This is a genomic window from Bacteroides sp. B1-V-101, assembly GCF_023656585.1.
GTDB lineage: Bacteria > Bacteroidota > Bacteroidia > Bacteroidales > Bacteroidaceae > Bacteroides > Bacteroides thetaiotaomicron.
In genome coordinates this window covers 1-18,259 of record NZ_JAMOKH010000035.1, presented here as the reverse complement: position 1 = coordinate 18,259, position 18,259 = coordinate 1, and the positions used below count along the sequence as shown (strand labels likewise).

At 36.7% G+C, this 18,259-nt stretch carries 10 protein-coding genes; 9 read left to right on the top strand and 1 reads right to left on the bottom strand.

Going from position 1 to position 18,259, the window contains the following annotated elements; translation table 11 throughout:
- Window positions 1-4 precede the first annotated feature (4 nt).
- On the top strand, window positions 5-409 hold the full coding sequence (locus NBH01_RS20400; protein ID WP_032589320.1) for a hypothetical protein: 405 nt from the start codon (window positions 5-7) through the stop codon (window positions 407-409).
- A 146-nt stretch (window positions 410-555) separates the two neighbouring features.
- On the opposite strand, the gene NBH01_RS20395 is transcribed toward NBH01_RS20400, so the two are convergent.
- Window positions 556-1,422 carry a restriction endonuclease gene (locus NBH01_RS20395; RefSeq protein ID WP_192972779.1) on the bottom strand — a complete coding sequence of 289 codons (867 nt, stop codon included), beginning with the start codon at window positions 1,420-1,422 and terminating at the stop codon, window positions 556-558.
- A 209-nt stretch (window positions 1,423-1,631) separates the two neighbouring features.
- On the opposite strand from NBH01_RS20395, the gene NBH01_RS20390 reads away from it, so the two are divergent.
- The 8 genes from NBH01_RS20390 to NBH01_RS20355 all read left to right on the top strand — a co-directional run bounded on the left by NBH01_RS20390 (window position 1,632) and on the right by NBH01_RS20355 (window position 18,030).
- A complete protein-coding gene (locus NBH01_RS20390; protein ID WP_032591289.1) occupies window positions 1,632-1,841 on the top strand; it encodes a helix-turn-helix transcriptional regulator in 210 nt (69 codons plus the stop codon).
- Window positions 1,842-1,951: 110 nt separating this feature from the next.
- Window positions 1,952-4,531: a type I restriction-modification system subunit M gene (locus NBH01_RS20385; protein ID WP_225680899.1), complete on the top strand. Its 2,580-nt coding sequence runs from the start codon at window positions 1,952-1,954 to the stop codon at window positions 4,529-4,531.
- Window positions 4,532-4,542: 11 nt separating this feature from the next.
- Window positions 4,543-5,805 (top strand): restriction endonuclease subunit S, encoded by a 1,263-nt coding sequence (locus tag NBH01_RS20380; protein WP_192972778.1) that lies wholly within the window; start codon window positions 4,543-4,545, stop codon window positions 5,803-5,805.
- 30 nt (window positions 5,806-5,835) lie between these two features.
- Window positions 5,836-10,140: a type I restriction endonuclease subunit R gene (locus NBH01_RS20375; RefSeq protein ID WP_225694302.1), complete on the top strand. Its 4,305-nt coding sequence runs from the start codon at window positions 5,836-5,838 to the stop codon at window positions 10,138-10,140.
- A 10-nt stretch (window positions 10,141-10,150) separates the two neighbouring features.
- Window positions 10,151-13,753 (top strand): ATP-dependent DNA helicase, encoded by a 3,603-nt coding sequence (locus NBH01_RS20370; protein ID WP_226790279.1) that lies wholly within the window; start codon window positions 10,151-10,153, stop codon window positions 13,751-13,753.
- Between the two features lie 73 nt (window positions 13,754-13,826).
- The gene (locus NBH01_RS20365; RefSeq protein WP_225694304.1) at window positions 13,827-14,855 is read left to right on the top strand and encodes a helix-turn-helix transcriptional regulator; all 1,029 of its coding nucleotides are present in this window, start codon (window positions 13,827-13,829) and stop codon (window positions 14,853-14,855) included.
- Window positions 14,856-14,890: 35 nt separating this feature from the next.
- A complete protein-coding gene (locus NBH01_RS20360; protein WP_250700253.1) occupies window positions 14,891-15,109 on the top strand; it encodes a hypothetical protein in 219 nt (72 codons plus the stop codon).
- Window positions 15,110-15,138: 29 nt separating this feature from the next.
- Window positions 15,139-18,030: an SIR2 family protein gene (locus NBH01_RS20355; protein WP_250700252.1), complete on the top strand. Its 2,892-nt coding sequence runs from the start codon at window positions 15,139-15,141 to the stop codon at window positions 18,028-18,030.
- Window positions 18,031-18,259: the final 229 nt, after the last annotated feature.

The window sequence follows — 18,259 nt, the reverse complement described above, 5'->3', positions numbered from 1 at the left end:
TATTATGAACTATTCCGATTTTATTTACGATTTCAATCTCTATTTGTGTGAGAGATTCGGTTACAGAAACTGTTGTTCTGTCATGCACAACACCAACGGCATCTGTGTTTCTGTCCATGTAGGCGAAATGGATTTATACATCCGTTTCTGGGAATATAGTTGTGGCGTAGGTCACTACCCCGACTGGAGCATTATCATTGTACGTAGCAACTTCAAACGAAACCAGCAGGAAAACCTGAAAGACCTTGCCCGCTTCTTCAAGGAGTACGCTCCACGCTATGGTTACAAATACCTCTGCACCGAGGATGACGACTACAAGTATTATCAGACCCTTGGTCTGAAACTTATCCACAGAGGACTTTTCAGACAATATAATTATGGATTGCCGTTGAAGGAGTTGGAGGTGTAATGTGAATGTCTTTATCAAGGAGAGGATTTCCTCTCCTTTTATTTTGTAACACCATTACTTATCGTTAATAGAGGGATAAAATATCGTTGTTATTCGATATTATTCAGTCCGAATTTTCATAAATAACTCACAAAGTAAAGAACAAACTACTTCATTTTGGATTTATAGTCCATATATGTTTTCCCTATTAACTGTATCTCCTTACTGATCGTATTTTTAAGTATTGCTTTGGTTATGTTTTGTGCATCAATTTTAATCTGTTTCGTTTCTGTATGATTCTCAGATTCAAACTTGATTTCTTTAATCTTGATATTCCCGCAATTTGTTTTTATATAAGCATCATCAAACGGAAATACATAGTCTTTATTTTGTTGACAATTTTCGGGTAGTTCTTCCTCTAATTTCGCTATATCTGCAATAATCTTACCTTTTGCATCCCTAATCTTATTTTCTTTGGTTGTTAAAGGAATATGGGTTGCATTAATCCATTTGTTGCTACTAGGCGAAAAACTCAAACAGTCCAGTCGTTTCTTATATAATTGGATATTAAAATCATGTGCTTTAGCCCAATCTTCATCAACCTGAAAAAGTCTATGTCTAACAGAACTACCAATAGTTAATGTGGTTTCAGCAACAATAGCCTCGCCCTCTTCCGGTTCTCTTAATTCCATTAAATCAATTCCGTAATGCTCACCAAACTTCTTTGCACCTTCCTGATAACCCTTCTTGGTAACCATTATGCCTTTGACATCTTCCAAATCATAAAGAACGCCAAAAAAATCTCTCACTTTACCAATAGATACTGTGTGGTTATAATTCTTACATTCTATTGCAATCTTAAATGTGGTATTATCATATTGATACTCCCAGTACACATCGATTTGATGCTTCTGGCCTGACTTTCCCGTCAATTTCACATTATGCTTAACATCCATATTCTTTACGTACAAATTCTTCAAAATCTCATTATAAATTTCTTGAGTAAATTTCTCATATTCAATATTATCATTCATAAAAATCAATTTTAAGATTGCCTATACTTCAAAAGTAAACAATTTATCTTAATCAAAATCTCTTAGATGCATTGTTTTCGGCCATAATATCGTAAAAAAATGAATTATACGCAATAAAATTTCCTTTTACAGCTAATTATTAATCTAAACTCAATTGTTCTTTTATGTAAAAAGACTATATTTGTATAATTGTTAATTAAATATGAGATATGTCCAATAAAAAAATAAACCGAATCAAAGTGATGCTAGCCGAGAAGGAAAAGACCAATAAATGGCTGGCAGAGCAAGTGGGGAAAGATCCTGCTACCATCTCCAAATGGTGTACCAATACGGCACAACCCAGTTTGGAAATGCTACTTCAAATAGCTAAAGTACTTAACGTGGAGGTTAAGGACCTGATCAGAGAGTCTGATGAATGAGATTCCTATATATTAAGTATTTCCAATAAATGCAGAATGTCTGCATTCTTTATTTACACCTTTGCTTATGCTATTCACACATAGAGTAAGCTAAATTCAAAATTGATTTTATGAACAAACAACAACTTGCCAATAAGATATGGGCATCTGCCAACAAGATGCGCTCCAAGATAGAAGCCAACGAATACAAAGATTATATTCTTGGCTTGATTTTCTATAAATTCCTGTCAGACCACGAAGTGAACTATCTGAAAAGTATCGGATGGACTGATGAGGATATTGTGACACTTGTAGAAGATCATGAGAATCAGGAAGCAGTCATGATGATGGAATATTGCAGAAATAACATCGGCTACTTCATTGAATACAAAAACCTATTCGGTACCTGGCTGAAGCCCAATTCTGAATTTAGTGTGGCAGACTTGAGCGGAGCACTCAACAGCTTCGACCGCCTGATTAGTCCTCATTACAAACATGTCTATGAAAACATTTTCAAGACTTTACAAGCCGGATTGAGTAAATTGGGCGAAAATACGGCCTCACAAACACGTGCACTGAAGAATTTGATTAAGCTGATAAAAGATATTCCTACCGATGGAAGCCAGGATTATGACGTGCTGGGGTATGTATATGAATACCTCATCAGTAACTTTGCAGCCAATGCCGGGAAAAAGGCCGGAGAATTCTATACACCTCACGAGGTGGCTATCCTGATGTCTGAAATTGTGGCTGAGCACCATAAAAATAAAGACAAAATTGAAATCTATGACCCTACAAGCGGTTCAGGTTCTTTGCTGATTACCATCGGTAAATCGGTCGGACGCCATATCGAAGACAAGAACAAGGTGAAATACTATGCACAGGAGCTGAAGGAAAATACCTACAACCTGACCCGTATGAACCTGGTGATGCGTGGTATCAAACCAGACAACATCAATACCCGTTGTGCTGACTCTCTGGAAGAGGACTGGCCCTTGCAGACTGATGGCGGAGACATTGGCAAACCTCTTTACGTGGATGCCGTTGTCAGCAATCCTCCTTATTCGCAACAGTGGGATGCCAATGACCGTGAACTGGATCCGCGTTTCAAGGACTATGGTGTAGCTCCTAAAAGCAAAGCCGACTACGCCTTTCTGCTTCATGAGCTCCATCACCTTAAACCAGACGGCATCCTGACAATTGTACTTCCTCATGGAGTTCTCTTCCGTGGCGATGCCGATGAAAATAGTGAAGGGGAAGGCAAAATACGTCGAAACTTGATTGAGAAGAACAACATCGATGCCATTATCGGACTGCCGGCCAATATCTTCTTCGGCACAGGTATTCCTACTCTCATCATGGTGCTCAAACAGCATTGTGACAATGACGACGTGCTGATTATCGATGCCTCGAAGGGTTTTGTAAAGGAAGGGAAAAACAACAAGCTGCGCGAATGTGATATCAAACGTATTTCCGATACAGTACGCGACCGCAAAACGATTTCCGGATATTCCCGTACAGTGTCCCGTGATGAAATCCGTCAAAACGGTTACAATCTGAATATCCCTCGTTATGTAGATTCCAGTGATCCTGTTGAGAAGTTCGACATCTATGCCACCATGTTCGGAGGCATCCCTCACAGTGAGATTGACGAACTTCAAAAATATTGGAGCACATTTCCTTCTTTGCGCGAAGAATTGTTTGCTGCGGATGCAGACAAACCTTATTCACAGTTGAAGACCGAAAATACTCAATCGGTTATAGAGCAGAACACAGACGTAAAAGCTTTCCAGCAGAGATTTGCACAGGCTTTCGAAGGTTTTGCCGATAATGTTCATCATCGGCTGATTGATCAGATAGCGACCGCAAATTCCCCAAAAGAGTTGGATGCTATTTCCGATGATATTTTTGCCCGTTTGCATGGGATGCCTCTCATCGACCGATATGCTGCCTATCAAGCGTTGGCTGACAACTGGCAGAGCATCACCAATGACATTGAGACCATACAGCAGGAAGGTATTGAAGCGGTAAGAGTGGTAGAACCTGCTTATAAACTGGTAAAGAAAGGCGACGAAGAGATTGAAGTGCCAGATGGCTTGAAAGGCCGCATCATTCCTTTTGAATTGGTACAACAGGAGAAATTCCAGGACGATTTGAAAGCAATTGCCGATTTACAGATGCGAGTAGAAGAAATCTCCGGTGAACTGGATGAAATCCGTGAAGGTTTCTCGGAAGAGGAGTCTGAGGCTTATTTGGATAGTGAAAAGGAAAATACCTTTGATAAGAAAGCCATTACTGCGGGAGCAAAAGCCAAAAAGGATGTGGTAGAAGCAGAAACTAAAGAGAAACTGAAGAAAATTGTCAAACTCTGGGAGGAACAGAAAAACAAGAACAAACAAATTAAGGAGGCAAAGCAAACTCTTATCGACAAAACGGTAAAAGCGATAGAAAATCTTTCAGACGAGGATATTTCTCTGTTCCTGCACAAAAAATGGATTGATCCTATTGTCAAAGGTATTGATGAAACGCTCGCTGAGGTCTTATCTACTTTTAAAGATAAAGTGTGTGCATTAGGGAAAAAGTATGCCGTAAGCTACAAGCATTTGAATGAGGACTTGGAAAAATCTCAAAAAGAATTGTCTGGTCTTATTAATGAACTGACCGGAGATGAGTTTGCGATTTTGGGGCTTAATGAGTTAATTAATAATTAAAACATTATTCTATGAATACAAAATATATACATATAGGTAAATCAACAATATTATGGGAAAAAGCATCTTTTTCTAGAGTATTCAAATTCCTCAAAAACAACAGTCTTTCTAGAGCAGAACTTTCAGATGGCAATGGCAATGTAAAGAATATTCATTATGGCGATATTCTAATTAAATTTAGTGAATGTTTATATACTGACGAAGGGAATAATATACCATATATCATAAATGATAATATTGCATATAAGTTATTGAAGTTATCACCATTAATAAATGGCGATATCGTATTTGCTGATGCTGCAGAAGATAATACAGTTGGCAAATGCATTGAAATAATAACTCATAATAATACAGACTTAGTTGCTGGTTTACATACAATTCCATGTCGGCCAACTATTAAGTTTGCAGAAGGTTTCCTTGGTTATTATCTAAATTCTACAACATACCATAATCAATTATTACAATATATTCAAGGTACAAAAATTTCAAGTATATCTAAAAAATCTATATGCCAAACTATAATTAGTTATCCTTCAGAAATAATTAATCAACAAAAGATAGCTTCTTATTTCCAGTCATTAGACTCATTAATTCAAAGTACCTCAAAAAAGCTTGCGTCTTTAAAACAAATAAAGGCAGCAAGCCTACAATCTATGTTTCCACAAGAAGGAGAAACTGTACCTAAAGTAAGATTTAAAGGATTTGAAGGAGAATGGGAAAAAGAAAAACTTTCCAAACTACTTGTAGAAAGACATGAAATAAGTACAATAACTGATAAATTACCACAATTATCCTTCACTATATCGGAAGGAATAATTTATCCAGACGATAGAAAATCTAATAAAAGAGATTTCCTGATTAAGGATATAGTTAATAAGAAATATTTGACTACATATGTAGGAGATATTATATATAATCCAGCGAATGTAATATATGGAGCAATTCATAGGAATTCATTATGTAATGGTGTTGTATCACCTATTTACAAAATATTTTCTACAGAGCAAGATTCTAATTTTATGGAATGCATAGTAAGAAATCCTACATTTATATCACAGCTATCCATGAAAACAGAAGGTACAGTAACAAAATTAAAGACATTAAAACCAGAGTCATTCTTAGAAATGATTGTAAAAATTGCTCCTTCTATAAATGAACAACAAAAAATAACATCCTATTTCTGTAATCTTGATAAACAAATCTCTCTCCAAGCCCAACGCCTTGAAAAGCTAAAACAAATCAAGTCAGCTTGTCTAGATAAGATGTTTGTATAAAATATCATTCAAACCTTTAATGGAGTAAACATGGATAATATAAACGACATACAATATTTCGTCAAGGAAAGTCAGTTTGAGCAAGCCTTGGTAGATCTTCTCCCCCATCATGGTTGGGAAAAGGAAGTCCTTGTACAACCCACAGAAGAAGATTTGATTCAGAACTGGGCCAAGATTCTCTTTGACAACAACCGTGACATCAATAAATTGGGTAATTATCCGCTTACCACAAGTGAGATGCGCCAAATCATCGATCAGGTGAATCTGTGCGACAGCCCATACGCCATGAATATGTTTATCAATGGCGGACAGGTATGCATCAAACGCGACAACCCTGCCGATATAAACAATTACGGCAAGGAAGTATATCTGAAAATTTTCGATGCACGTGAAATCAGTGCCGGACAGAGCCGCTACCAGATTGCCCGACAACCTCGTTTCAAGGCTTCGCACCCGTTAGGCGGTGACCGACGGGGCGATGTGATGTTGCTCATCAATGGTATGCCGGTGATTCATATCGAACTGAAGCGTTCCAAAGTAGATGTAAGTCAGGCTACCTTCCAGATTAAGCGTTATACCCACGAAGGGGTATTCAGCAACGGCATCTTCAAGATGGTGCAGATTTTCGTAGCCATGACTCCGGAAGAGACACTCTATTTTGCCAATCCGGGCAAAGAAGAGAATTTCAAGCCGGATTTCTATTTCCATTGGGAAGACTTTAACAACACCGTCATACGAGACTGGAGACGAATTGTATCCGATTTGCTCAGTATTCCAATGGCGCATCAGCTAATCGGTTATTATACCATTGCCGACGATAAGGACAAGACTCTGAAAGTGCTCCGTAGCTATCAGTATTTTGCAGCCAGTAAAATCAGTGACATAACACATAAAACAAACTGGGATACCCACCAGCATCGTGGCGGATACGTGTGGCATACCACCGGTTCAGGAAAGACCATGACCAGTTTCAAGTCGGCACACCTCATTGCCAATTCTGGCGACGCCGACAAAGTAGTATTCTTGTTGGACCGTATCGAACTGAGCGTGCAATCGTTGGACGAATACCGTGGATTTGCGGGAGAAGACGAAGCGATTCAGGATACGCAGAATACGGCTATCCTGTTGAGCAAGCTCAAAAGTACGGATAACGACGACCGCCTGATTGTGACCTCTATTCAGAAGATGTCGAACATCAAAACTGGGAAAGATATTTCGCAGGACGACATTGATTTGATAGACCGCAAACGACTGGTATTCATCATAGACGAATGTCATCGTAGTGTGTTCGGCGATATGCTGATAGGAATCAAGAACACGTTCAAAAGAGCCCTACTTTTCGGCTTCACGGGTACACCGGTGTTCAAAGAAAACGCCAAGCATGAAATCATGACCGAAACCATATTCGGCGACATGATTCATAAATACACCATTGCCAATGGAATCCCTGACCACAACGTATTGGGATTCGATCCATATATGGTGAGAACCTATGATGACAATGAGCTTCGCGAAAAAGTGGCATTCTCTCAACTGAAGGTAAATAGCATCGAGGAGATTGAAAATGACGAGCAGAAAATGGCTGTTTACAACAGGTTCATGAATGAACTGAAGATGCCGGATACTTATAAGGAAGGAGATGAAACTATACATGGAATAGAACATTATCTGCCTAAAGACTTGTATCAGCAACCTGTTCATCATCAGGCTGTCGCTGCCGATATCGCAAGCGGAAGGGATAAACTGAGTAAGAACGGCAAATTCCACGCCATTCTGGCTACAAAGAACATCCCTGAGGCAATAGCTTATTATCGGATATTCAAGGAGCAATATCCTTCTCTGAATGTGGTGGCCGTATTCGACAACAACATAGACAATTCTGATGGCGGAATCGCCAAGGAAGATGCCTTGCTGGAGATGCTGGATGACTATAATCGGAAATATGGAACAACATTCCAGCTTTCCACATACGCCAAATACAAAAAAGATGTGGCCAAAAGACTGGCACACAAGAAGCCTTACCTCAATATAAAACATGATCACACACAGCAGATAGACTTGCTTATTGTGGTCTCACAGATGTTGACAGGTTATGATTCCAAATGGGTAAATACGCTGTATGTGGATAAGGTAATGAAGTATGTGGACATTATCCAGTCGTTCTCACGTACCAACCGCTTGTTTGGTCCGGACAAGCCTTTCGGCATTATCCGCTATTACTCTTTCCCTTACACCATGGAGCAGAATATCAATGATGCACTCGATGTATATGTGGACAGGCCGTTAGGTGTTTTTGTCGATAAACTGGAAAGTAATCTGACAAATATCAACCAGAAGTTCTTGCACATAAGGGATATATTCCAGGCACAAAAAATTGAGAATTTTGCAAAATTGCCGGAAGCAAGAGAAGACAGGAATATGTTTGCCAAAGATTTTAGTCAGATGACTCATCTGCTGGAAGCAGCCAAGCTGCAAGGATTCACATGGGATAAGGATGAATATGAGTTCCAGCATGGCGATACCTATACCTACGTCAAGATGGAACTAGACGAACAGACTTACCTTATTCTGCTGCAACGATACAGGGAACTGTTTGAAGGTAATGGAGGGGGCAGTACGGAAGGAGATGATTTTGACTATCCTATTGACACCTATATCACAGAAACAGGTACAGGTACGATCGATGCCGAATATATCAACTCTAAGTTTGTGAAGTTCATCAAGAATCTCTACATGTCTGGTCCGGGAAGCGAACTGACCAAAGAAGCCTTTAAAGAGTTGCACAAAACCTTTGCCTCCCTTTCACAAAAGGATCAGCGTACGGCAATGATTATCCTACACGACCTGCAAAGTGGAGATTTACACCTGTCGCCAGGGAAGACGATTTATGATTATATCGCAGAATACCAATTCCGCGAATTACACAAACAAGTAATGATTCTGGCTGAAGCGACCGGTATAAACGCCAGTCAACTGGAGCACATCATGAGTCGTAATGTAACGGAACAAAATTTGAATGAGTTCAGCCAGTTTGACAACCTGAAACTGACATTGAACATGGCCAAGACTCGTGAGTTCATTGCCAAAGTAGAAGGTACAGAAGTTCCGGCTCGTCTGGTTATTCCCAAAGCAGACAAATTACTTCGAGAGTTTATTTTGGACAGCAGTTGTAGAGAACGTATTCTGAAAGCGTACTTGAATATGGAGGAGAATTATCAATCCGAAGAAGAACAGGTGCCGCAAGACGAAGACGTTATTACAGACGAAGTACAGCATGTAGACGTGGCCGTCATAAAAGATAATATTCGGAGCATTCTGAAAACAACTTTGACCGCAGTACTTCCACAAATGCGTCCTATCGATGAGATTATAAACAGCGTATTCTATGTGATAAACACACCGTCAATTGACTCTTTGGACAATGTAGGCATGTTTATCCAGCGGGCATTTACAAATCTATACGGTAAGAAAGCAACTATCGTAGATAAGTTTGTGGCATTTAATTTATTGGTCACCAAGTTTGAGGCATATCTGAAGAAATTGTATTATCTGATGAAAGGCCATGAAGTTCCTGCCCAAAATCCCGGTGAAGATGTAACTTGGAAAAACGTGATTTATGCTCATAAATGTCTATGGAATCTGAAATACAGCACGGATGAAGGAAAGCAGCAGCTATATCAATACCTTATGCTTATTAAAGGCTGGAGAAACAGTGAATCACATATATCTCCTACCGCTTCAGAGCAGGAAGTTGATACTGCAATCAGCATCATCCTGACCATGTATTTCTATGCTACTGGTTCTTCTATTACAGATTTGGAAATGAATGGACATGAAATACAAAAGTCAGAAAGTGTGCACAAAGAAAATTCTTATGCCCATAAAGTAATTCAATTGCATCCTTATTATAATGATGGAAATGATGACCAGCAACTGGTCGCTGAAGCGGACGTAAAGGATTGGCCAGAAGAAAAACGAATCGCAACTTTGAAAAAGAGCATTTGCCAGCTTATAGGATATGAGCCTAAAAAGTCACCTTTGAACAAGCAAAGACATTGGATTGCAATTTATCGTATAGCAGCAGATAAGGGATTTATCATAGAAGGTGATTTTGCTTATTTCAAAAGAATCATTGATGATATGCAAATAAGTAATCTTCCTGTTCCTCTTAAAATAGAATCGCTACAAAGCTCCATCAAAGATGTGTATGCAAAAGATATTGAAGATTGGACAGACGATAACCTTAGTGGCAAAAAACTGGCAGAGTATGAAGATATTAAAAAATGTGCTGATGCGTTTGCCAAGATTGTAGAAAATAATATTAATACGAAATAAGACGATTATCATGAAACATATATCAATCCGTGTGCCTTGGCACGATAATAAATGGAATGGAACAATTTGTCAATGTCCGAAAAATAATCCATTCTGCATGATGCTTCACAATATATCTGAAAGAAAAGATGAGAACAAAGAAGAAACGTATGCAGGAAAGGATTGGAATTCTCTCAAGCAAGATCAATTACCTGCTTGTGTTGGTGAGAATGGTGGCTTTATGAATGAGAAGCCATATAAAAGAATCTTCAAACATGTTTATGCTTTTGGAGAGACTCCACATGCAAAGCTCTTACCTACAACAATAGAACTTAAACCATATAGCTTTTTCGGAATACCTTTCCGATATCTTTCTCGTGATTATCAGGAAGAACTGAATCATAAATATCCGAATCTGTCTGATGATGAAACTGCACCGTTTCCTACATCTTGGGTATATGGAAAAGAGAGGCAGTTTGAAATATTAAATCACTTTAGATCAAATATAGAAGCCAGCACTTCACTCGGAGTTTTCTATTGCAAAAGTGGTAATCCAATTGATGAAGATGCAAAATTAATCGTTGGTATAGGTGAAATCACCAAAGTTTTACCGGTACAAACATATGAGACAACAACTGATTATACATATCCTTTTTGGGATTTGATCTTTGAGCATGGTATAAGAACTGATTTGAAGAAGTCAAAAGGATTTCTTTTGCCATATCATGAATATATGTCACTTGATGAAGATTATGTAAAAGCCCAAACAGGAAAATCAAAACAAGAAGTAATTGATGAAATAAAAATTACCATTCCAAAGCTAGGCAATAGCCAGAAAATTTTTAACGAGTTGTCGTATGGTTGTGAATATGTTAGCAACCATAGTATGTTGATTATTTTGAATGTAGCCAAGAAATGTTTAGAATGTGTTATTAATCATGGACTTATCGGAGGAAACTGGAAACAACAAATTTTGTGGATAGATTCCCAAATTGCAAAGGTAAAGGATATGATAGGTCCGTTCCCTGCTTTCGCTGAGGCTCTATCAGCAATAGGGGTAAATTATGCGTATATAATTGAGCAAGATTTACGAAATAATGGATATTGTGGGGTTAAAGATAATCCATGGGAAGCCTTTGATAAATTGATGAAAGGTGAATTGTCTCTTCCTGATTCCGTATATAAAAGTGAACTTACACATTATCGTATTCTTTGGAAAAATACTCTAAGTAACCAAAAAGAAGTGTTGGAACTGCTATCACGTTTTGAAATAAATTCGGAAGTAATAAAATGGTGGTTTGATTGTCCTGACTGCTACGATGAATTATTAAATAATCCATATATTATCAGCGAGGAGAGTCTTATTGAAAATTATCTTCCGGTTACAACCGAAATGATTGATCTTGGCGTAATGGCTGACCCTAAGATTCAAGGGAAATGGACTCCAAAAGCTCCTTCACTAGTGGAATCCGTAATTGATAATAGAAGGATCCGCTCATTTATTATTTCAAAGCTTGTGGCAAGTCTCAGTGATGGTGATACTTTAATTTCGGTAAACGAGATTGAGTTATATATAAAAGATTGTTTGGCTGCGGACAATCATCAACTGCCATATAATTATTTAATGTCAAACAAAGAGTTCATTGAAGAAAAAACTGTATACCTTAACACTGATGATAGGTGTGCACTGCAGTTGAAGGAATATAAAGAAATTGATGATTATTTGCGTAAGATATTCAAAGGTCGTGCTTCAAAGGATGTCAAATCACCAGTAAAAGAAGACTGGAATACGATCGTTAAAGCATCTATTGATGATTACAATGAAGCAAATGAGCGATGCCGTAATGCTGTAGCGGACCAGGTAAAGGCATTGGAAATGTTCTGCAGTAAGCGCCTTTCTGTGCTGGCAGGTCCAGCTGGAACAGGCAAAACTACAGTCGTCAAAGCTTTTTTAAAATCGCCACAAATTAAAGCAGAAGGTACACTCCTTTTGGCTCCTACAGGGAAAGCACGAGTTCGCTTAGGTAACATGTCAGCAGGTATTCAAGCCCTAACTATTGCGCAATTTCTGACACGTCAGGGTTTCTTTGACTGGGATACAATGACACCTTATGTTCCTGAAGATGCAGAAAAACGTAAATACTGTGGAGCAAAAAATGTCATTATTGACGAGTGTTCCATGCTTACATGTAAGGACTTTTATGTCTTAATGAAAGCATTGGATTTAAAGAACATTAATCGAATAATTTTAATTGGAGATCCATTTCAATTACCTCCTATTGGCCCTGGCAGACCATTTGCTGACTTATTTAATTATCTGAAGGAAAATGAAGACGCATCTTTAAAGTCAGCAATCACAAAATTGCGATATGTAGTAAGGACTATTAATACTGGAGACTCTGACATATTGACTTTAGCATCATGGTTCTCTGGAGAAAAACCTGCAAAGAATTCCGATCTCATTTTTGAGCAAGTTGCCAAAGGAAATCTTAATAATGACTTGGCTGTTTATACTTGGAATGATGAAAACGACCTTAAAGACTGTTTGAAAGAGGCCATTGAGAAAGAGTTGCCAGAAGAGGAAGGTAAATCTTTATCCGATAAGATTCGTGAATCTATAGGACTTGACGATGTAAATGAAGCCTTAAACGATCCGTCAAAGGTTGAAAATTTTCAGGTTTTATCTCCAGTAAAAAATCCGGTATGGGGAACATTCCAGATTAATTCGTATTTCCAAGAGTGGGTTGGTATAAATAAGAATTTTTCAATAGAAATAGCTCCTATTACCATATCTGCTCTAGATAAGGTCATTCAATTAAAGAATGAACGCAAGAAATCTACGAGTAAAGAAAATTGTCAACTTTCAAATGGTCAAATAGGCTTTGTAAATTATGCAAATAAGAGGGATAAGAAATCGACAGTAGTTTTTACCGGGTTACCCAACAAGAGATTTTCATATTATTCATCTAAGTCGGATGAGGCTGAAAATACAATAGACTTGGCTTATGCTATAACTATCCATAAGAGTCAAGGAAGTGATTTTGATACTGTTTTGGTCGTTCTTCCAAAGAGCGGACGTATACTTTCACGTGAACTAATCTATACAGCTCTAACACGAGCAAGAAAGAAATTAATTCTGTTGATACAAGATAATATATCGTGGTTAATCGAGTATACTAAACCTCAGATGTCAGTTCTAGCTAAGCGAAATTCAAATCTTTTCTCCACATCTGTTCGTGAAGATATTTCAAACATTCCATATGTGGAAGGATTGATTCACACAACCTTAAAGCCAGGATTAATCGTACGTAGCAAGTCTGAAGTAATTATTGCTAATATGCTGTATGAACGTGGTATTGACTTTGAATACGAGAAAATGATTGAAGGAAATGGGCGACGTTGTATACCTGATTTTACTTTTGAAGATGCATCTGGAGATACCATCCTTTGGGAACATTTAGGAATGTTAGATAATCCTGCCTATAAGGAATCATGGGAAAAGAAACGAGATTTTTATAAATCAATCGGTTACATCGAAGGAGTAAATTTATTTACTACAGTTGACCATGAGAACGGAAGTATTGATTCTACAGAAATTGCTGCAATAGTAGATAAATTAGAAGATCTAATATAAAAGATTATGAACAATGCAGAAAGACTGCATTGTTCATAATTAGCTTTGTATTGTTTGATAAATAGTATTGCCTATGCCAACGAATAAGAATGCACAGTTAAGATACCAGATTATAGATAAATGCCTGAGCAATTGGTCTAAGCGTTACTATATTGAGGATTTAGTAGATACCTGCAATGAAGCGCTCTATCTGTATAATGGAGAAACGAAAGATGGTTGCGGAGTAAAAAAACGTCAAGTACAAGAAGATCTAAAATTCATTGAAAGTGAAGAAGGATATGGTATGGATATAGATGCCATTCGAGATGGGCATAGAAAATATTACCGATACCATACCAAAGGGGCTTCCATCAAAAATCAACCTATCAATCAAGAAGAGCTCAATTTGATTTATGATGCATTGATACTTCTTAAACGTTTCGATGGAGTACCACAATTTGAGTGGTTAAACAACCTTGAAAAAAGACTATATACGACCAGTAAATTAGGAGATAGTCTGGATTCAGTTGTAAGTTTTCAGCATAATCCCTATCTTAAAGGAATGGATTTATACTATAAACCCATTTTTAATGCAATTGTTAACAAAAAGGTAATCGAAATTATATATCATCCATTTGGGAAGGATGCTAGAATTGTAATTGTTACTCCTTATCATCTTAAACAATATAATAATCGCTGGTTTCTGATCGGCAAACATAATGACTCGGATTATCTATCAAACTTTGCAATTGATAGAATCGAAGGAGTAAAGGAAACATCTAAACCATACATAATACAACCTGAAGGAATAGATTTTAAAGAATACTTTAGCGATATCGTCGGCGTTTCGCGTTCAAATGCTCCTGTAGAAGAAGTCATTTTAAAGGTTAGTGATAAAGCCATTGGATATATTGTGACTAAGCCACTTCATGAATCTCAATCAGCAGTGACAACACCTCTTGAAGATGGATATTGGAAGATAACCTTAAAAGTCCAAAATAATTATGAGTTACGTTCTTTGCTCCGTTCGTTTGGTGCACAAATAGAGGTTATTGCCCCTGAGTCATTACGACAAATGATGAAAGAAACAGCCGAGGCTGTGAGTCAGATATACGAGAAATAATAAAATCACGATAACCAACGACTTATAATATAAATATGAATATGCCCGAAAATTTATTTTTAGAGTTTGATGCTTTTTTACGATCAATCAAACAAAATTTAGATGGGTCATTTGGTGTCCTATTAGGTGCCGGTGCATCCATCTCATCTGGTATTCAATCGGCAAATGATTGTATATGGGATTGGAAATTTTTAATATATCAATCATTATCAGGTAATCAAAAAAAATTAGTAGATCCAAAAAATCTGATTTAAGTAAAGACATCATTCAGAAATGGTTAGATGTGCAAGGGAAATATCCACAATTGGGGAGTCCAGAAGAATATTCTTTTTATGCCGAAGCTTCATATCCAATAGATGCGGACAGAACTAAATATTTTGAAAGCCTGTGCAATGGGAAAAGTCCATATGTAGGATATAAATTGTTATGTCTGCTGAATAAATATGGAATTGTAAAATCTGTTTGGAGTACAAATTTCGATGGACTCGTGGAAAGAGCTGCACAACAAGCCAATATAACACCTATAGCTATAAATCTTGATTGCGTTGATCGAATATATAGGACAGAAAGTTCAAGTGAATTACTTTATATAGCATTACATGGAGATTGTAAATTTAGAACACTCAAAAATACGGAGAAAGAACTAGACTCACAAAATAGTGAATTTGTTTCAGCTTTGCGACGTTATTTTGTTGACAAAAATTTAATTATCATAGGATATAGTGGAAGAGATAAATCCCTTATGTCTGCTTTGAAAGAAGCTTTTACGGATAAGGGAGCGGGAAGATTGTATTGGTGTGGCTACGGCAAGGATATAACACCTGAAATAGCAGATTTAATTCAAACTATTCGATCTGCTGGAAGACAAGCGTTTTATATTGACACAAACGGATTTGATAATGTTATGTTATCTCTTGTAAAATTCTGTTTTAACGAAGATTCTAATAAACAAGAGGAAATCAATGAAATACTTAAAGTAATAAGTATAGATAATACAACAACTCCATTTTCCATACATGATGGAAGTACAAAAAAATATCTGAAAAGTAATCTAATTCCTGCTACATTTCCCGATGAAATATTTCAGTTTCAAATTTCATACGATAAGAATGAAAACAGATGGAAATATCTTAGAGAAAAGATTAAAGAAAAGCCCCTTATTGCTGTACCATATAAAGACAAAGTATATGCCATCTCAACTGTATCTACTATCAATGAAGTTTTTGGGAAAAATTTAATTAGTGAAATTGAACGTGTTCATATTTCTATTGATGAAATAGAAAAAAACAGCTATTTTAAAGAATTATTTCTCAAAGCCATACTTTATGGAATCTCCCAAATTACAGGATTAGGTGTTGATTATAAACGTTATAAGTTATATAAAAAAGAGATTTATGCAAATAAAAATAATGTAACAATACATGAAGCTATTGAATGTGGATTATCATTTGTCTCACAAGAGAAATATGTCTTGTTTTCAATTACTCCAACAGTCTATTTTATTTCTAATGACCAAATAAAAAAGGAGCTCAAACAGCAATACTCTCATGAATATTTAGATAAAATGAGAAATCAGCAATATGAGAAGAAATTACAAGAATGGTGTAATATAATGTTTAATGGTAAAAGATTAAGTTTTGAGATACCTGTTAATTCACGAAGTGGTTTTATCTTTAAAATATCCAATAATCGTGGTTATGCTGAGATACACCATTGCGGACAAGGTAACATAACGATATATTCTCCAAAGGAATACAACATAAAACAAACATTATATCATGGCATACACATTAACGAACCCAAGCTTGAATTTATAAATCCATACGTTAATAAACCTGCATATGATGACAATCCGATGAGAGGGTTATCAAAATACAGACCTTTCGATGCGAAATATTTTGATGTATTCCCTAAAGATGTATGTATTGGCAGTATCTGTCCTGCTTCTTATTCTTCAAAATTTAGTGAATTTATAAAAAGACTAAATTCTACAGTTTCCGCAGATAAATTATCTGACTATGTACATCATTATACTGGTTTTAGTAATATTTATAACTGTAGACTTGAAATACCTGAAATACATTCTGAAAAATGGGTATCAATAAATGATAATCCTAAAAGTGCCATTAATTTAGCAAAAACTATTTGTACAGAAGGGCAAAAACTTTCAGAACAGTTCCCAGGAATTGTGCTATTAATATTTATACCTAATTCATGGAACAACTATAGACAATTCAATTATCATGGAGAAACATTTGATTTGCATAACTACATTAAAGCGTTTGCCGCCCAACATAGATTCACAACCCAATTTATAGAAGAAAAGACTTTATATGACAAGATGGTATGTGAAATTTCATGGTGGCTCTCTTTAGCTTTATTTGTGAAAGCTTTAAGAACTCCCTGGACTCTTGCAGACTTAGATCAAAATACAGCATATGCAGGAATTGGATATAGCATAAAAAAGCAATATTCAGGTAAAGCTGAAGTTGTTTTAGGCTGTAGCCATATATACAATGCGCAAGGACAGGGATTAAGATATAAACTGTCAAAAGTTGAACATCCTCAATTTGACAAAAAGAAAAATCCTTATTTAAATTTTGAAGAAGCTTATAAATTTGGAATGGATATACTGGCTCTTTTTCAAGACGCTATGGAAAAGTTACCTCAAAGAGTTGTAATTCATAAACGAACCCCTTTTAAGAATGATGAGATTGAAGGTATAACAAACGCATTAAAGCAAGCAGGAATATCAGAAATTGATTTGATCACAATCACTCAAGAATATGATTTAAAGTTTATTGCAGAGAAGATTATGTATGGTCAATTTCTTGAAGATGGATATCCTGTTGATAGAGGAACGTGTATTAAACTATCATCGAGAAATGCTTTGTTGTGGACACATGGAGTAGTTCCCTCGATACAGTCAAATCGTAGATACTACCAAGGAGGGCGTTGTATTCCTGCTCCTTTAAAAATTACCAAATACTATGGACATGGACATTTGGGAACTATTGCTAAAGAAATTCTAGGATTTACAAAGATGAATTGGAACTCGTTTAATCTATATACAAAGTTACCTGCCACAATTGACACTTCTAATACATTGGCACAGGTGGGAAACTTGTTAAGACAATATAATGGTGTAACATACGATTACCGTTTCTTTATCTAAAAAGTAGCTCGCCATAAACAGTCTTCATTTATGGCGGGCTACTCGATTATAAATTCTGTTGTATCGAAAAGATTCTATACAATTTACACTACCTATCACACAAAGGTTGTAAGCCCCCGATAAAGTACCCGTTGTCTTTGTATCTTTAAGTCTCGATCTTTGCCAGAAAAAAGACTATGCAAAAAATGAGTAAAGAAGAATTCATTGAAATCCTGTCTCGTCAACAGCG